This is a genomic window from Leisingera methylohalidivorans DSM 14336 (assembly GCF_000511355.1).
Classification (GTDB): domain Bacteria; phylum Pseudomonadota; class Alphaproteobacteria; order Rhodobacterales; family Rhodobacteraceae; genus Leisingera; species Leisingera methylohalidivorans.
The window spans coordinates 3,761,884-3,777,605 of record NC_023135.1; the positions used below are offsets into that span (position 1 = coordinate 3,761,884).

15 protein-coding genes are annotated in these 15,722 nt (G+C 62.2%); 5 read left to right on the forward strand and 10 right to left on the reverse strand.

Features of this window, described 5'->3' with window-relative positions:
• Positions 1 to 107 precede the first annotated feature (107 nt).
• The 8 genes from METH_RS18235 to METH_RS18270 all read right to left on the reverse strand — a co-directional run bounded on the left by METH_RS18235 (position 108) and on the right by METH_RS18270 (position 10,029).
• Entirely contained in the window at positions 108 to 2,558 is a 2,451-nt protein-coding gene (locus METH_RS18235; protein WP_024091952.1) for a GcvT family protein, read from the reverse strand.
• An 83-nt stretch (positions 2,559 to 2,641) separates the two neighbouring features.
• Positions 2,642 to 3,655: a GlxA family transcriptional regulator gene (locus METH_RS18240; protein ID WP_024091953.1), complete on the reverse strand. Its 1,014-nt coding sequence runs from the start codon at positions 3,653 to 3,655 to the stop codon at positions 2,642 to 2,644.
• Positions 3,656 to 3,678: 23 nt separating this feature from the next.
• On the reverse strand, positions 3,679 to 4,575 hold the full coding sequence (locus tag METH_RS18245) for a homocysteine S-methyltransferase family protein (RefSeq protein WP_024091954.1): 897 nt from the start codon (positions 4,573 to 4,575) through the stop codon (positions 3,679 to 3,681).
• A 120-nt stretch (positions 4,576 to 4,695) separates the two neighbouring features.
• Complete coding sequence (locus METH_RS18250) at positions 4,696 to 7,143, reverse strand: GcvT family protein (protein ID WP_024091955.1); 2,448 nt, start codon at positions 7,141 to 7,143, stop codon at positions 4,696 to 4,698.
• 14 nt (positions 7,144 to 7,157) lie between these two features.
• Positions 7,158 to 7,529, reverse strand: coding sequence for a GFA family protein (locus METH_RS18255; protein ID WP_024091956.1), 372 nt, complete (start codon positions 7,527 to 7,529; stop codon positions 7,158 to 7,160).
• A 9-nt stretch (positions 7,530 to 7,538) separates the two neighbouring features.
• Positions 7,539 to 8,108, reverse strand: coding sequence for a helix-turn-helix domain-containing protein (locus METH_RS18260; protein WP_024091957.1), 570 nt, complete (start codon positions 8,106 to 8,108; stop codon positions 7,539 to 7,541).
• A gap of 200 nt (positions 8,109 to 8,308) precedes the next feature.
• Positions 8,309 to 8,764 carry a GAF domain-containing protein gene (locus tag METH_RS18265; RefSeq protein ID WP_024091958.1) on the reverse strand — a complete coding sequence of 152 codons (456 nt, stop codon included), beginning with the start codon at positions 8,762 to 8,764 and terminating at the stop codon, positions 8,309 to 8,311.
• 92 nt (positions 8,765 to 8,856) lie between these two features.
• Positions 8,857 to 10,029 carry an acetyl-CoA C-acyltransferase gene (locus METH_RS18270; RefSeq protein ID WP_024091959.1) on the reverse strand — a complete coding sequence of 391 codons (1,173 nt, stop codon included), beginning with the start codon at positions 10,027 to 10,029 and terminating at the stop codon, positions 8,857 to 8,859.
• A gap of 95 nt (positions 10,030 to 10,124) precedes the next feature.
• On the opposite strand from METH_RS18270, the gene METH_RS18275 reads away from it, so the two are divergent.
• The 3 genes from METH_RS18275 (at position 10,125) to METH_RS18285 (ending at position 12,837) form a co-directional block, all read left to right on the forward strand.
• A complete protein-coding gene (locus tag METH_RS18275) occupies positions 10,125 to 10,469 on the forward strand; it encodes an STAS domain-containing protein (protein ID WP_024091960.1) in 345 nt (114 codons plus the stop codon).
• 35 nt (positions 10,470 to 10,504) lie between these two features.
• A complete protein-coding gene (locus METH_RS18280; RefSeq protein ID WP_024091961.1) occupies positions 10,505 to 10,954 on the forward strand; it encodes an ATP-binding protein in 450 nt (149 codons plus the stop codon).
• Positions 10,955 to 11,262: 308 nt separating this feature from the next.
• Complete coding sequence (locus tag METH_RS18285) at positions 11,263 to 12,837, forward strand: gamma-glutamyltransferase family protein (protein WP_024091962.1); 1,575 nt, start codon at positions 11,263 to 11,265, stop codon at positions 12,835 to 12,837.
• Between the two features lie 36 nt (positions 12,838 to 12,873).
• On the opposite strand, the gene hspQ is transcribed toward METH_RS18285, so the two are convergent.
• A complete protein-coding gene (hspQ, locus tag METH_RS18290; RefSeq protein WP_024091963.1) occupies positions 12,874 to 13,200 on the reverse strand; it encodes a heat shock protein HspQ in 327 nt (108 codons plus the stop codon).
• A gap of 86 nt (positions 13,201 to 13,286) precedes the next feature.
• On the opposite strand from hspQ, the gene METH_RS18295 reads away from it, so the two are divergent.
• On the forward strand, positions 13,287 to 14,168 hold the full coding sequence (locus METH_RS18295) for an AEC family transporter (RefSeq protein WP_024091964.1): 882 nt from the start codon (positions 13,287 to 13,289) through the stop codon (positions 14,166 to 14,168).
• Positions 14,169 to 14,240: 72 nt separating this feature from the next.
• Entirely contained in the window at positions 14,241 to 14,828 is a 588-nt protein-coding gene (locus METH_RS18300) for a transglycosylase SLT domain-containing protein (RefSeq protein WP_024091965.1), read from the forward strand.
• A 225-nt stretch (positions 14,829 to 15,053) separates the two neighbouring features.
• Here METH_RS18300 and METH_RS18305 read toward each other — a convergent pair whose 3' ends face one another.
• Positions 15,054 to 15,647, reverse strand: a complete 594-nt coding sequence (locus tag METH_RS18305) for a LolA family protein (protein ID WP_024091966.1) — start codon at positions 15,645 to 15,647, stop codon at positions 15,054 to 15,056.
• Between the last annotated feature and the right edge of the window lie 75 nt (positions 15,648 to 15,722).

Genomic DNA, 15,722 nt, shown 5'->3' on the forward strand with positions numbered 1-15,722 from the left:
AAACGTTGCAGCAGAACCCGATGCCGTCCCCGCCGGGACAGTACCGGAAAACGCCCCGGCGTTGCGGCCGGGGCGTGATACGGGGCGGGCAAACACTGGAGAGGTGCTTAGGCCTTCACCCGCTCCGATTTCGGATCATACATCGGCTTCAGGGAGGCTTCGGCCTTGACCTTCACGCCGCAGACGTCGATCTCGTAAGTGGAGCCCAGAACATCCGCTGCACTTTCGCCTTCGCAGGGCACATAGCCCATGCCGATGGCAGCGCCCAGCGTGTGGCCGTAGTTGCCGGAGCTGAGGTAACCCACGTATTCGCCGTCCCGCAGGATCGGTTCGTTGTGGAACAACAGCGGCTCGGCGTCAGTCAGCTTGAACTGAACCATGCGGTTCTTGGGACCGGTTTCCTTGCGTGCCAGCACCGCCGCCTTGCCAATGAAATCGTCCTTGCCGGTGGCAACCGCAAAGCCGAGGCCTGCGTCGACGACATTGTCCTCGCAGGTGATGTCATGGCCGAAGTGGCGGAAGCCCTTTTCGATCCGGCAGCTGTCCATCATGTGCATGCCGCAGAGTTTCAGCCCCATGTCCTGACCGGCTTCCCACAGGGTTTCGAACGCATGGCCGGACATTTCCGCCGGGATATAAATCTCCCAGCCGAGTTCGCCGACATAGGTCACCCGGTGCACACGGGCGAGGCCCATGCCCAGCTCGATCTCCTGCGCGGTGCCAAAAGGGTTCACCTCGTTGGAGAAATCGTTGGGCGACACTTTCTGCAGCAGTTTGCGGGCGTTCGGCCCCATTACTGCCAGCACGCCCTCGCCCGCCGTCACATCGGTGAGCACGACGTTGAAATCGCCCTTGTGCCGCATCATCCAGGTCTGGTCGGCCAGACGGGTCACTGCCGGGGTGACCACCAGATAAACAGTCTCCGACAGGCGGGTGACAGTGACGTCAGCCTCGATGCCGCCGCGCGGGTTGAGGAACTGGGTGTAAACGATCTTGCCCGCGGGCACCGATACATTGGCGCCGCAGATGTAGTTCAGGAAGGCTTCGGCATCCGGGCCTTCGACGCGGATCTTGCCAAAGGAGGACATGTCGTACATGCCGGCGTTTTCGCGCAACGCCTTGTGTTCGGCAGCCGAGTTTTCGAACCAGTTCTGCCGCTTCCAGCTGTACTGGTATTCGCGTTCCTGGCCTTCGTTCGCAAACCAGTTGGCGCGTTCCCAGCCGCCGATTTCACCCATCACCGCGCCCTGCTGCAGCAAATGGTGGTGGAAGGGGGTGCGGCGCACGCCGCGGGCGGTGGCCTTTTGGCGGTACGGGAAATGGTCGGCGTACAAAAGGCCCAGGGTCTCTTTCGAACGTTCGAACAGGTAGTGTTTGTTGCCCTGGAACGGGTGCATGCGGGAGATGTCCACATCGCCCAGATCAAACGGTTTCTGGCCGTCTTCCATCCACTGCGCCAGCGCCATGCCAGCGCCGCCGGCCGACTGAATGCCGATCGAGTTGAAGCCCGCAGCAACCCAGAAGTTGTCCATCTCGGGCGCCAGGCCCAGGTGGTAGGCGTCGTCGGGGGTGAAGGATTCAGGCCCGTTGAAGAAGGTATGGATACCGGCCTCGGCCAGCATCGGCATCCGGTTGCAGGCGGCCTCGAGAATGGGCTCGAAGTGGTCGAAATCCTCGGGCAGCTGGTCAAATTCGAAACTGTCGGGGATGCCGTTCATCGCCCAGGGTTTGGCGTTTGGTTCAAAGGCGCCCAGCAGGATTTTGCCGGCGTCTTCCTTGTAGTAGGCGCATTCGTCCGGCACCCGCAGCACCGGCATCTGGCCGAGACCCGCGATGCCTTCGGTCACGATGTAGAAATGCTCGCAGGCGTGCAGCGGCACGTTGACGCCCGCCATGCGGCCAACCTCGTGGCCCCACATGCCGGCGCAGTTCACCACCATGTCGGCCTCGATATGGCCCTGGGACTGGCCGTCGTCGCTGACCCAATCCACCCCGGTGACGCGGCGGCCGTCCTTGGAAATTCCGGTGACCTTGATCCGCTCCTTGACCAGCGCACCGCGCTGGCGGGCGCCCTTGGCCAGGGCAAGGGCGATATTGGCCGGGTCTGCCTGGCCGTCGGTCGGCAGCCAGACACCGCCGGTCACGCCGTCCAGGTTGATGTGCTCGTAGCGTTCTTTCACCTCTTTCGGCGACAGTTCTTCAACCGGGACGCCAAAGGCACGTGCCATTGCGGCATTGCGGAACAGCTCTTCGCGCCGTTCCTCGGTCAGCGCGGCAGAAACCGAGCCGACCTGCCGCAGGCCGGTGGCGACGCCGGTTTCTTCTTCTAGGCCGAGATACAGCTCGGCGGAATACCGGGCGAGCTTGGTCATGTTGGAAGAGGCGCGCAGCTGCCCGATCAGGCCCGCGGCGTGCCAGGTGGTGCCGGAGGTCAACTGCTTGCGTTCCAGCAGCACCACGTCCTTCCAGCCCAGTTTCGCCAGGTGATAGGCCACTGAGCAGCCGATCACGCCGCCGCCGATAATGACCACGCGGGCCGTGTTGGGAAGATCGCTCATGTCATCGCTCCACAGTCAGTGTTTGGATCTGATTATCATGAGGACACGGCGCAAAATGTATCAAAAACGCCAAGCTCCCCCGGCTATTCTCCGGTCTTGAGGATAATTTCCGAACTGTCCTGTCCCAGCCGGCGGCGTTTGCGCAGGGTGAAAGGCGTGATGCCGAAGAAGCTTTTGTAAAGGGACGAGAACCCGTTCGGGAATCCGCAGGCGAGACCGATTTCGCGGACGCTCATCGTGGTGTTGAGCAGCAGGTTATTTGCTTTGGAGAGCCGCATTTCACGATAGAACCCGTTGGGGGTGGTGCCCAGGAAGGTTTTGAACTTGCGTTCCAGGGAGCGGGTCGAGATGCCGAGTTCATCCACGATTTCGCTGATCGGCACCGGTTCCTCGATATTGTCCTGCATGATGCGGATGCAATGGTCCAGGTCGCTGTCGCCGGTGATCGTCGGTTTGGCGCCGGCAAAGGGCTGCAGCGAGGAGAAATCGCGCACCTGCTCGTGCAGCATGATGTTGCCCACGGTCATCTGCGCCGCGGCAGAGGTGAGCCGCCCGACCAGCGCCAGCGCGATATCGACGGTGGAGCCCATGCCGGCGCAGGTTACCACCAGCCCGTCCTCGCTGGCCAGCGCATGGCTGGAATCGTTCAGCCCCATGCGCTCGCGCAGCAGGGCTGAGTTTTCCCAATGGGTCGTCAGCCGCCCGGCGGCGCCGCCCTGATCGCGGATGTAGCGGGCTGCGGCCTCGGCCAGCAGGTAGACCTTGATGCCGCGGCAGGTGTAGCTGGAGATCACCCGCCCCATGCTGAGACCCGGGTGATCCGGGTCCGAATTGCCAAGGAAGAAGGCGAAATCCGCATCCGGCTTTACCGCAAAGGGTTCGGTATCAAGGCTGAGACCAGCCCGGCAGCCGACCCGGCCGCCCTGCAGCGAGCGCACCGTCCACTTGAACGGCGGCTGTGCCAGCACCCGGTTGGCAATCCGCAGCACCTCGAGCAGCGCCGACATCTCGATCAGCACAAACCCTTCGGTGACGATGACGTCGATATTCCAGACCCGGGCCGGCTCGGCGGGTTTGCGTTTTACCGGAGTAGCCATGCTGATCCCCCTGCCCGACGATGTCAGACGATCCGGTGCCCGGCCGCGCGCAGGCGGCGGGCCAGTTCGGAAATATGATGCGGGCCGACTTCGCAGCAGCCGCCCACGATTGCGGCGCCCTGAGCGACCCAGGCCATTGCAAAGTCCGCATAGGCCGCCGGCCCCAGATCCCGGCGTTGCTCGAGCGCATCCACGGTGGGGGCGTCCTGCAGGAAACCCTCGGATATCCGGGTGAACCCGTTGGCATAGGCGCCAAAAGGCCTGCCGAAGGATTTGGCGATCTCCAGCCCTGCACTGATCACCTCGGGCCGGGAGCAGTTGAGCAGCACCGCATCGGGCTGGAATTCGCCGATCAGCGGCTTCAGTGCGGACAGCGGTTCGCCAGAGCGCAGAGAAGTGCCATCCTCATCCGATACGGAGGCGGCCAGCCAGACCGGCTTGTCCGTTTCCGCACAGCCCTGCAGCGCGCCCTTGGCATGCTCCGCCGAGGAAACTGTCTCGATCAGAAAAAGGTCTGCAGACGGCTCCAGCAGCGCGACCAGCTCGGCGTAGATGTGTTTCGCTTCGTCATGCGGCGGGCAGATGTCGGGGCGGTAGGAGGCAATCAGCGGGCCAAGCGCTGCAGCGACGCGGCCGGAGCCATGAGTGTTCCGTGCGGCGACAGCTTGGACAGCAGCCTTTTCCAGCAGTTCTTCGAAGCGGCCTTCGAGCCCGGCGCGCTGCAGCCGGTCGCGCAGAACCGCATAGGTATTTGTTGTGGCAATCGTGGCGCCTGCGGCGAAGTAATCGGCATGGATGCCGCCGACCACTTCGGGCCTGTCAAGCATCACCGCGGTGGACCAAAGGGGGGTTGCCCGGTCGCCGGACCGTTTGACAACCTCCTGCCCGATCGAGCCGTCAAGAAGCGTGATCTCAGCCATGGCAAACTGTCCTTTCGCGGGCGCCCATGCCGCCAGATTTCAGGAAACGACCCGGCGGCGCAGGCTGTCAATTCCGGCAGGTTCAGCCCGGGCCAGTGCAGCCCGGGCTGTGGCAATTGATCAGGCGCGCAGGCGCTCGTTGGCCGGATCCCACAGCGGTTCGTCTTCCTGAACCACCGCACGGCACTTCTGGCCGTAGATTTCGACTTCCAGCTCGGTGCCTGGCACCGCAAGATCGCTGCGCACCATGCCCAGCGCAATCGATGCGTTGACCCGGTAGCCCCAGTCGCCCGAGGTGGTCTCGCCGACGATCTCACCGTCTTTCCAGATGCAGGACATATAGGGCGCGTCCGCATCACCGGCTTCAACGATCATTGTTGCAAAGGTCTTTTTCGGACCCTGCTGCTGCTCGTTCAGGATCGCGGACTTGCCGGGGAAATCCTGCGGCTTGTCCAGTTTGACGAAGCGCCCCAGCCCGCCTTCCAGCATGGTGAAGTCGGTGGACAGATCACCCTTCCAGGTGCGGTAGCCCTTCTCGATGCGCAGGGAATTCAGCGCATACATGCCAAACGGCGTAGCACCGGCCTCCAGGATGGCGGCGTAGATCGCCGGCTGGTCCGCGTTGGCGCAATGCACCTCCCAGCCCAGCTCGCCCGCGAAGGAGACCCGTGCCAGGAAAGCCGGCTTGCCCGCCACAGCGGCCTGCTGGTGGGTCAGCCAGCCCAGCGACAGGTCAGCGTCCGACAGCGCAGCAAACAGCGCGCGCGACTTCGGGCCGGTGACAATCATGGTGCCATACTCGGTTGTATGATCGCTGAGGCTCAGGCCAGCAGGCAGCGCCTTGCGCAGAATCTCGAAGTCGTGCCACTGGGCCGAACCTGCGGTAATCATGGTGAAGTGATCTTCGCCATGCCGGATACAGGACATCTCGGTCAGGATGCGGCCGCGCTGGTCCGAGATATAGACCAGGTTCATCCGGCCCACTTTCGGCAACCCGCCGGCAACCAGCCCGCGCAGGAATTCGGCAGCGCCTTCGCCCTCCAGGTTGAAACGCGAGAAGCCAGGCAGGTCCAGCACGCCGACACTGTCGCGCACCGCTTCGCACTCTTCCTTGATGCGCTGCTGCCAAGGGCCGGAGCGGCCCCAGGTGTGGGTGGCTTCCTCGGAAGTGTCGTCACGCGATTTGGCAAACCAGTTGGCCCGCTCCCAGCCGTTGTAGGCGCCCATCACACCGCCCAGTTCCTTCACCTTGGCGTGCACGGGCGAAACCTTCTTGTCGCGTGCTGCCGGCCATTCGTGGTGCGGGAAGTGCATGGCGTATTCGTTGCCGTAGACTTCCATGCCTTTCTGGTTGCAGTAATCCTGGTCGGTGTAGTCGGTGTAGCGGCGCGGGTCGACCGCCCACATGTCCCACTCGGTCTGGCCATCGACGATCCATTCTGCCAGCACCTTGCCGGCGCCGCCGCCCTGAGCGATGCCAAAGGTGAAGACGCAGGCCTCGAAGGCGTTGTCGACACCCGGCATCGGGCCGATCAGCGGCAGGCCGTCGGGGGCATAGGGGATCGGGCCGTTTATGACGCTGGAGACGCCTGAGGTGGCCATAAGCGGCACCCGTTCCATCGCGTCGGTGACGATGTCTTCTATGCGGTCCAGATCATCCGACCACAGCTGGAACGAGAAGTCGTCCGGCATCTGGTCGTCTTCGGTCAACCAGTGGCCTTTGCAGTTCGGCTCATAGGGGCCGAGGTTATAGCCGTTCTTTTCCTGCCGCAGATAATAGGAAACATCCACATCGCGGATCAGCGGCAGCTTCTTGCCGTTTTCCTTGCTCCAGGCTTCCACCTCGGGGATCTGCTCGGTCAGCAGGTACTGGTGCGACATGACCATCATCGGCACGGTGCGGCCGCCGTATTCCTTGAACCATTCGCCGACACGCTGAGCATAATAGCCGGCGGCATTGACCACATAATCACATTCGATATCACCCTTGCCGGTGTGGACGATCCAGGTCTTGTCTTCCTTTTGGGTCACACCGGTGGCGGGGCAGAAGCGGATGATCCGCGCGCCCATGTCGCGGGCCCCCTTGGCCAGCGCCTGGGTCAGCTGCGCCGGATCGATGTCGCCGTCCGACGGATCCCACAGCACCCCTTCCAGATCGTGGGTTTCCAGGAAAGGATAGTGTTCCTTGGTCTGTTCCGGGGTCCAGATCTCCATCCCGATGCCCTGATAGCGGCCCATCGAACAGGCGCGCTCGAATTCCTGCATCCGTTCCTTGCTGTGCGCCAGACGGATCGAACCGGTCTGGTGGTAGTTCATCGGGTAATCGACTTCTTCACCAAGACGGGAATAGAGCTCGGTCGAATAGCGCTGCATGTTCATGATCGACCAGGAGGTCGAGAAGGTCGGCACATTGCCGGCCGCGTGCCAGGTGGAGCCGGCGGTCAGCTCGTTCTTTTCCAGCAGCACACAGTCGCTCCAGCCCTTCTTGGCCAGATGATAGAGGCTGGAAGTGCCGATGACGCCGCCGCCGATGATGACCACGCGGGCCTTGGTTGGAAAATCAGACATGGTCTCTCCCTTAGTCAATCCTGTTGCGGCACACCGTCCGCGAGTGTGTAGTAATCGCCCTTGGAGGCAGTGAAGATGTGCTTTTCGACACGCAGGCCGGAGTTCCCGTCGACCGCGCCCAAAGCAAAACTTGTGGTGTCCTCGCCGGTGCCTTTCCAGAACAGGAAGGAGCCGCAGCGCGGGCAGCTGCCGCGCTTGGCCTTGGCGGTGGCTTCAAACCAGTTCACCGGTCCGGTGATGGCGAGGTCTTCGTCATGCACATCGGCCGAGGCCCAGATGCCGCCGGATTGCTTGCGGCACTGGCTGCAATGGCACATCGATGCCGCCTGCGGCTGCGCCGCGGTTTCAAAGCGGATATCTCCGCACAGGCAGGATCCCCTGATCATCGTTCCCTCCTAATAAACCGGCGGCGCGATCACCCAGACGGCCACTGCAGGTTCGTCATAGGGATTCGACCACTGGTAGGGTTCGTGCTTGATCCGGAAGCTGTCGCCGGGGCCGACAGTGAAGCTGCGGCCGCCGATCAGCAGGTCCAGCTTGCCCGAGATCACATAGCCGACCTCCTGCGTCGGCCTGTGCGCCGGTTTCTGCATCTTTGAGTGCGGGCGGAAGGTGGAATGCACCATCTCGAAATCGTCGGTCAGGTCGGGCGACAGCAGCTCTTCGATCAGCCCTTCCTCGCCCGAGCCCATCGGACGGCGCGATCCAGCGCGGACAACGTAGCCATGCTCGTCCGCCGGGGCGCCGGTATGGGCAAACAGCATCGACATCGGCACGCCCAGGGCCTCGGCAATCTGGCGCAGGTCGGAGATCGAAGGCTCGGACATGTCGCGCTCAACCTGGCTCAGCCAGCCGACCGAGCGGTTCAGCATCGCCGCGATATCCGACAGCGTCAGCCCGCGCGCCTTGCGCAGGGCCCGGATATCGGCCCCCAATGTCGCCGCTGCCAAGGCTTGATCGTTCACCGGCTCTCTCCCCCTTCGTGAAAAAATCATCTCGTTTTTCACGATGCCGCATGTGGGTGAAATTTCCAAGCATTTTTTCACGCCGCATGTAACCGGCAAGGAAAAACCCAGCGCCATCAGGCGCCGGGCTGCTTCTTTCTGGTCAAATACACTCTGGGATAAGGCCGCAGGCCGAGGGGCAAAGCCCCTGAATGCGCGAATCAGATGCGGCGGAACACCTCATGCAGGATTGCGGCCAGGTGATCCGCATCTTCCGCTGTGAAAGCGTCCGGCTGGTCGCTGTCGATGTCGAACACCCCGATCAACTCCCCCTGCCCGTTCCGGACCGGCAGCACCAGTTCCGAACGGGTTGAGGAGGCACAGGCGATATGGCCGGGGAACGCCTCCACATCCGCCACCAGCTGCACCTCGCCGGTGCGCGCCGCCGCACCGCAGACACCACGGGAAAACGGGATCTGCAGGCAGCCGTGGCCGCCCTGATACGGGCCTATCTTCAGCAACTCCGGAGCAACAGCACGGTAAAATCCGGTCCAGTCGAACCGGTCGTCGGCATGATGCACTTCGCAGGTGACAGTGGCCATCAGCGCGACCTCATCCGTCTCGCCTTCGGTCAGCGACGCGATTGTCTTGGCCAGGGTTTCATAATCGGCCCGCATGTCCGGTTCTCCTTCAACGCATTGAGGGGGCTCAATGCCCCCTCTTGACCTGACGGTCAATTCACCCTCGGAGAATTTTACAAAGGTGAATGTCAGACCCGCTCAATTGCAATCGCCGTGCCCTCGCCGCCGCCGATGCAGATGGCGGCCACGCCGCGCTTGAGACCGCGTTTTTCCAATGCGTTCAGAAGGGTCACCATGATCCGCGCGCCGGAGGCCCCGATCGGGTGGCCCAGCGCACAGGCGCCGCCGTTTACATTCACCTTGTCGCGGGAAATGCCCATCTCATGCATGAAGGCCATCGGCACCACGGCAAAAGCTTCGTTCACTTCCCACAGATCGACGTCTTCAACCTGCCAGCCAATGTTTTTCAGCAGCTTTTGCGCCGCCGGAACCGGCGCGGTGGTGAACAGGCCCGGTGCCTGCGCATGGCTGGCATGGCCGAGGATCCGGGCGCGGACCTGCAATCCCTGTGCCGCGGCAGCCTCGGCTGAGGCAAGAACCAGTGCTGCCGCGCCGTCGGAAATGGAGGAGGCATTCGCCGCCGTTACAGTGCCGTCCTTGCGGAACGCCGGCTTCAGAGTCGGGATCTTTTCCGGGCGCGCCGATTTCGGCGGCTCATCCGCATCGGTCACCACCTCGCCTTTGCGGGTTTTTACGGTAACGGCCGCAATTTCCCCGTCAAATGCGCCGCTGTCCTGGGCTTCCAGCGCGTTGGCGAGCGATTTCAGCGCGTATTCGTCCTGAGCTTCGCGGGTGAACTGGTATTTTTCAGCGCAATCCTCGGCAAAGGTGCCCATCAGGCGGCCCTTGTCATAGGCATCCTCCAGCCCGTCGAGGAACATGTGGTCAATCACCTGACTATGACCGAGACGGGCGCCGCCGCGCATCTTGGGCAGCACATAAGGCGCGTTGGTCATGCTTTCCATGCCGCCGGCCACCATTGTCCCGGCATGGCCCAGTGCGATCTGGTCAAAGGCGATCATCGCCGCCTTCATGCCCGAGCCGCACATTTTGTTAAGGGTCGTGGCCGGCACCTCCTCACCCAGGCCCGCGGCGAAACCCGCCTGACGCGCCGGCGCCTGGCCCTGGCCCGCAGGCAGAACGCAGCCCATCAGCACCTCATCGACAGTGGCAGCACCGGCGCCTTCAAGGGCCGCCCGGATGGCCGCGCCGCCGAGCTCCGAAGCCGTCACCCCGTCGTACATTCCCTGGAACCCGCCCATAGGCGTCCGGGCCGCTCCGGCGATAACAACATCTTTCATGCAATTTTCCTCCAATCGTCAAAATAATACCTACAGAATAGTAAGCTTTGCGGTCTAGAGTGCTGGCAAATGACGTTACATCCCGGGGGACTGAAATGAGCCTGACCACTACCATGACGGACGACGCACAAATCGTCAAAGTCAATGCCGATCGCATTGATGCCGCCATGGCCATCCAGTTCAAGGAGGACATGCGCGCGGAAACAGAATCCGGTGCCGACCGTGTCATCCTGGATCTTTCCGAAGTGCAGTTTATCGACTCCAGCGGGCTTGGCGCGATCGTCGCCGCGATGAAACAGCTTGGCGGCACCCGGAAACTGGATCTCGCCGGACTGACCCCCATGGTCGAAAAGGTGTTCCGGCTGACCCGCATGGATACGATCTTTGACCTTTATGGTTCGCTTAGCGACGCAATCGCTCCGGCTGGCGCAAGCTCCTGAAGACGAATGCGCTGTCAGCGTAAAGCGAGAAATCGATGGTAAAAACCTTTGCCTGCTCGTTCACGGCGACAAACTTGGATGCCCGTTCCGGCATTTCCTCGATTGTGGCCCGGCTTCGGTCCCTGGGAGTGCCGGGAGCCCGTGTGGATGAGGTGCAAATTGCTCTGACCGAGGCCGTGAACAACGTCGTTGAACACGCCTATGAAAGTGCACCTCCAGGAAACGTGCGGATTCAGGGCGAGCTTTATCCTGAACACTTGTGGATCAGCATCCAGGACGCTGGCGCTCCCTACCCTAAGGGCGAATTGCCGGAGGGCAAACCCGCTGATATCAGCGTTGCAGCCGAAAATCTGCCTGAAGGCGGGTTCGGCTGGTTTCTGATACGCGAATTGGCAAGCCAAGTCCAATATGAGCGCTCGGAAGGAAGCAACAATCTGTCGCTCTGCTTCGAGTTCAAAGTGACCAGCCCTTCAGCCGAAGTCTGAACTGGACCCTGTTTCGCCGGGGCGGGCACGGCCGCCGGTTTGCTGCATTTTAACGCTGTGCCATAATCCTGCCGCACTCCCGGCCCACCTCAGCCAGATAGATATGCGAAGTGTGAACTGTAGCTGAAATGAGCTTCCCCCGGTGCCGCGTGTTCTAGCCCCCACCAGTGCGCGGCTCCGGGGATAATTCATTCGGCCGGCTTTCCTGCTTCACGATGACGTTCCGTTCCTTCAGAACCACGGTAGATTTAAGTTGCGTTCCCGCCGCGTGCGCCTAGCCTTTGGCAAGTGACAGCAGGAGCAGGAAAATGCGCGACTTCCATCTTCCGGGGCGATCAGCCGTCTTTGCCCAAAACGGCCTGTGCGCAACCTCGCATCCTCTGGCCACCAGTGTCGCCGTCGACATCCTGAAACGCGGCGGCAATGCAATGGACGCGGCTTTGGCCGGGGCGGTCTTGCTGGGGATCTGCGAACCGCAAATGACAGGAATCGGCGGGGATTGCTTTGTTCTATATTCCCGCCCGGGACACGGCATTCAGGCGCTGAACGGATCGGGCCGCGCCCCTGCCGGGGCCAGCGCTGCAGCACTCCGGGCACAAGGGCTGGAAACCGTGCCGCTGGACAGCCCCGATGCGGTGACGATCCCCTGCGCGATTGACGCGTTCTGCCGCCTGGCCGAAAGCGAAGGGCGGCTTGGGCTGGATGCACTGCTGCAACCGGCAATCCACTATGCCGAAGCGGGCGTTCCCGTGGCACCGCGCACCGCCTTTGACTGGCAAAACAGCAAGAAGGCTTTGCAGGGAGCTGCGCGGCGCCATTATTTAAGAGACGGCCAGCCGTTAAGAACCGGCGATGTGTTCCGCGCGCCCGGACAAGCCGAGGTGCTGCGCCGCATCGCCAAAAACGGGCGGGATGCCTTTTATTGCGGGGAAGTGGCCGAAGATATGGCCGCCGCACTGACGGAGCTTGGAGGCGTCCACACTTTGGAGGATTTCGCCGCGGCTGGCAGCTTTGCAACGCAACCGGTTGACGGCCGCTACAAAGGCCTGGGTCTGACCGAACATCCGCCCAACGGCCAGGGCGCAACCGCCATTTTGCTGCTGAACATCCTCAAGCATTTCGACATCGCCGGGATGGATCCCTTTGGCGCAGACCGTGCGCATATCGAGGCGGAGGCCGCCAAGCTTGCCTATGATGCGCGCAACCGTTTCCTCGCCGATCCTGGCCACACCACCCGGCTGGCGCATATGCTGGCGCCTGAAACGGCTGCCGGGCTTGCCGCGCTGATTGACCCCAAGCACGCCCTGCCGGCAGCGCAGCCGCTAACGGAGGCGGTGCACAGGGACACGGTCTATATAACTGTGGTGGACAAAGACCGCATGGCGGTCTCCCTGATCTATTCTATCTTCCACGGCTTCGGCTCTGGCATTGCGTCGGAAAAATTCGGCATCCTGCTGCAGAACCGCGGCGCTGGCTTTACCCTGGAGGCGGGCCATCCGAATGAATTCGGCCCCGGAAAACAGCCGATGCACACGATCATCCCGGCCATGCTGCAGCAGGACGGAGAGGTGGTCATGCCCTTTGGGGTGATGGGCGGCGGATATCAGCCGACCGGGCACGCCCGGCTGGTCTCAAACCTCGCTGATTTTGGCATGGACCTGCAATCCGCTGTCGATGCGCCCCGCTGCTTTGCCGATGGCGGCGTGCTGAAACTGGAGCGCGGCTATGCTGCTGAGGTCCGCCGGAAGCTTGCAGATGCGGGGCACCGTGTGGTTGTGCCGGACACACCGCTGGGCGGCGCTCAGGCGATACGGATGCACGCCTCAGGCGTATTGGAAGGCGCCAGTGATCCGCGCAAGGACGGCTGCGCACTGGGATATTGATTTCCGGGTGTTCCTGCCCGCCTGAAACAGCGGAGTTCAGTTCAGCTGATAATGCAACGAATAGGCGCCGCCATCGAAATTGCCAAACATTTCAGGGACATCCGGGTGGCCAACTGGTTCCCCGGAATAGTCCGCGACAAGGTTCTGCTCCGACACATAGGCCACATAATAGCTTTGGTCGTTTTCCGCCAGCAGGTGGTAGAACGGCTGGTCCTTTACCGGGCGGCTGTCTTCCGGAATCGCCTCATACCATTCATCGGTATTGGAGAACTCAGGATCAACATCAAAGACCACCCCGCGGAAGGGATGCTTCCGGTGGCGGACGACCTGCCCGAGGTTGTATTTTGCGCGTGTTCTCATCATGATCATGTTCGCCCCCGTTCATTGTAAATAGCGCGCCCGCCAAGCAATTGTCCAACTCTTGACGTAAATTTTCAGGGAAACAGACTGTGAACCTCGCTTTGACAGTGCTCGAAATAACTGCCCCGGTGTTCCTGCTGGCCATGGCCGGGTTCATCTGGGTGAAACTGGGGTTTGAGTACCGGACCCAGTTTGTAACCCGGCTGGCGATGACGCTCGCCGTGCCCTGCCTGATCTTCACCGCACTGATGAAATCGGAGCTGGACAAAGGGGCGCTCAGCGCATTCATGCTGGCCGCGCTGGCAGGCCATGCGGTGCTGGCCGGCGCAGGCGAAATTGCCTGCCGCATGGCGCACCTGGACCGCCGGACCTATCTGGCGCCCTTCATTTTCGGCAACACCGGCAATCTGGGCATCCCGCTGTCGATGTTTGCCTTTGGCGAGGCCGGGCTTGGCTATGCCATTGTCATGCTTGCCGTTTCGGCGATCCTGTCCTTCACTTACGGCATCTATCTGGTAGCAGGCCGCAGCGCCGGCAGCAAAGTAATCCGGGAGCCGATGGTCTGGGCAACCCTGCTGGGCGGGTTGTTCCTGTGGCAGGATTGGGAAACACCGCGTTTCCTGACCAATGCGCTGGAATTGACCGGGCAGATGGCGGTGCCGCTGATGCTGATCACCCTGGGCACAGCGGTCGCACGGCTGACCCCGGGCAAGACGGGAACCGCCATTGCATTTTCGCTGGTGAAATTCCTGATCAGCGCCGCGGCGGGCTGGGCGCTGGCGTTTGCTTTCGGGCTGGATCCGACAGCCTCCGGGGTGCTGATTCTGCAGTTCGCGACACCTGTTGCCGTGACCGCCTATCTGCTGGCAGAGAAGTTTGAAGCCGATTCCAGCGCTGTCGCCGGGCTTGTGGTGGTTTCAACCCTGATGTCAGCGGCATTGCTGCCACTGCTTCTGTCGCGGCTTCTGTAAATGTGATTTCCTCGCATGCCGCAATCCGCTAAACTTCCCGCAGAATAACCCAAAAAAATATGGGCAGAGGCAATGAGCAGACTCTTCAGCGCCCTCGTTCTCCTCATGGCGGTTGCGTCTTGCGGAGGCGGGCACAAAGCGCCGCCGCGCAATCTGGATAATGCGTGCAGCATCATCCAGCAGCGGCCCGAATACCTGAAAGCCTTCCGCGCTACCCAGCGCCGCTGGGGTGTCCCGGTGCATGTGCAGATGGCAACGATCTATCACGAAAGCCGGTTCCGCGGCGATGCCCGCACGCCGCATCAGTACCTGCTGGGCGTGATCCCGGTCGGGCGGCAATCCAGTGCTTACGGCTACAGCCAGGCACTGGACGGAACCTGGGACGATTACCGGCGCGATACCGGGCGGCGGCGGGCCAAACGCGACCGGATCAGCGATGCGGCTGATTTCATGGGCTGGTACATGCGCCAGAGCCGCGAAAAGAACGGCATCCAGCTTTATGACGCGCGCAATCAATACCTCGCCTACCACGAAGGGCATTATGGCTATTCGCGCGGCAGCTACCGGTCCAAACCGTGGCTGCAGCGTGTTGCAGGGCAAGTCGAATCCCGCGCCCAGGCCTATCAGGCCCAGCTCGCGACCTGCCGTAAGTTCCGCTGAGATACCTAAGGGGCGGTCTCCCGCCCGTGTCTGCGGCTTTCTCTGTTAAAGCCGCAGACACCATTGGGCCTGGCACTGCGCCAAGGCGCAATGCCAGGCCGTGCGATTGTTCCCTGACAGCTGAATTGAGACGGTTTTGCGCCGGGCGCCAGCCGGGTGCCGGGCCCAAGGCCGCCAGGCTGTTCCGGCAAACCCGGAGCAGCCGCGGGCGCGGGAGCCGCTGCCCTAGCGGGATCTGCCGCTGTTGGTGAACAGGCTGGAGGACAGTTTTTGGCCGGTTTCCATTGCCCCCAGGATCACGGTTGTCTGGCCGCCCGCGCTGTCGTGAATGACCCATTTGCGCAGCTCTACCGGGGCGCCGGTGAACATCATTTCAATACTGCCATAGTCCGGGTGTTCCGGGTCTTGCGCCCGCACGATGGTGGAGGTTCCATCAAAACTGTGGCCGACCACCATATTGGCCCGCCCCAAATTCACGTTGCGGTCCAGGATGATCGACAGCGGCGTCCGTTTGAGCGGGTAGGTCTCGGGCGGCTGGTTTGATTTGGGATCGTGGATCACCACTGCGCCGCCGCCGGCAACCACAGTGCCGCCGCCCTTGCCGTCATATTCAAACCGCATCCGCCCCGGGCGGTGCATGTAAAGCTTTCCGGTCGACAGGCTGCCGTCGTCATTGATCTGGGTGAAGGGCGAAGCCGCGGTGGAAATCCCGTTCAGATAGCGGGAAATCTCATTGAGGCTCAGCTGTTCAGCCGCCCAGGCGGCCGGGGCGGCCGGGGCGGCAAAGGTCAGCGCAAGGGCTAGTACAATCCGTTTCATAGCCTCAACATAGGCACGCTGCGGCAGAAGTGAAGATGCCGGCCCCCTGCGGGCCCGGCATCGGCAGATTTTTGT

Coding starts and splice junctions, on each gene's coding strand:
- METH_RS18270 (WP_024091959.1), bottom strand. CDS start 10,029: ATGAAAGATGTTGTTATCGCCGGAGCGGCCCGGACGCCTATGGGCGGG.
- METH_RS18280 (WP_024091961.1), top strand. CDS start 10,505: ATGGTAAAAACCTTTGCCTGCTCGTTCACGGCGACAAACTTGGATGCC.
- METH_RS18245 (WP_024091954.1), bottom strand. CDS start 4,575: ATGGCTGAGATCACGCTTCTTGACGGCTCGATCGGGCAGGAGGTTGTC.
- METH_RS18235 (WP_024091952.1), bottom strand. CDS start 2,558: ATGAGCGATCTTCCCAACACGGCCCGCGTGGTCATTATCGGCGGCGGC.
- METH_RS18300 (WP_024091965.1), top strand. CDS start 14,241: ATGAGCAGACTCTTCAGCGCCCTCGTTCTCCTCATGGCGGTTGCGTCT.
- METH_RS18250 (WP_024091955.1), bottom strand. CDS start 7,143: ATGTCTGATTTTCCAACCAAGGCCCGCGTGGTCATCATCGGCGGCGGC.
- METH_RS18240 (WP_024091953.1), bottom strand. CDS start 3,655: ATGGCTACTCCGGTAAAACGCAAACCCGCCGAGCCGGCCCGGGTCTGG.
- METH_RS18275 (WP_024091960.1), top strand. CDS start 10,125: ATGAGCCTGACCACTACCATGACGGACGACGCACAAATCGTCAAAGTC.
- METH_RS18285 (WP_024091962.1), top strand. CDS start 11,263: ATGCGCGACTTCCATCTTCCGGGGCGATCAGCCGTCTTTGCCCAAAAC.
- hspQ (WP_024091963.1), bottom strand. CDS start 13,200: ATGATGAGAACACGCGCAAAATACAACCTCGGGCAGGTCGTCCGCCAC.
- METH_RS18265 (WP_024091958.1), bottom strand. CDS start 8,764: ATGCGGGCCGATTATGAAACCCTGGCCAAGACAATCGCGTCGCTGACC.
- METH_RS18255 (WP_024091956.1), bottom strand. CDS start 7,529: ATGATCAGGGGATCCTGCCTGTGCGGAGATATCCGCTTTGAAACCGCG.
- METH_RS18305 (WP_024091966.1), bottom strand. CDS start 15,647: ATGAAACGGATTGTACTAGCCCTTGCGCTGACCTTTGCCGCCCCGGCC.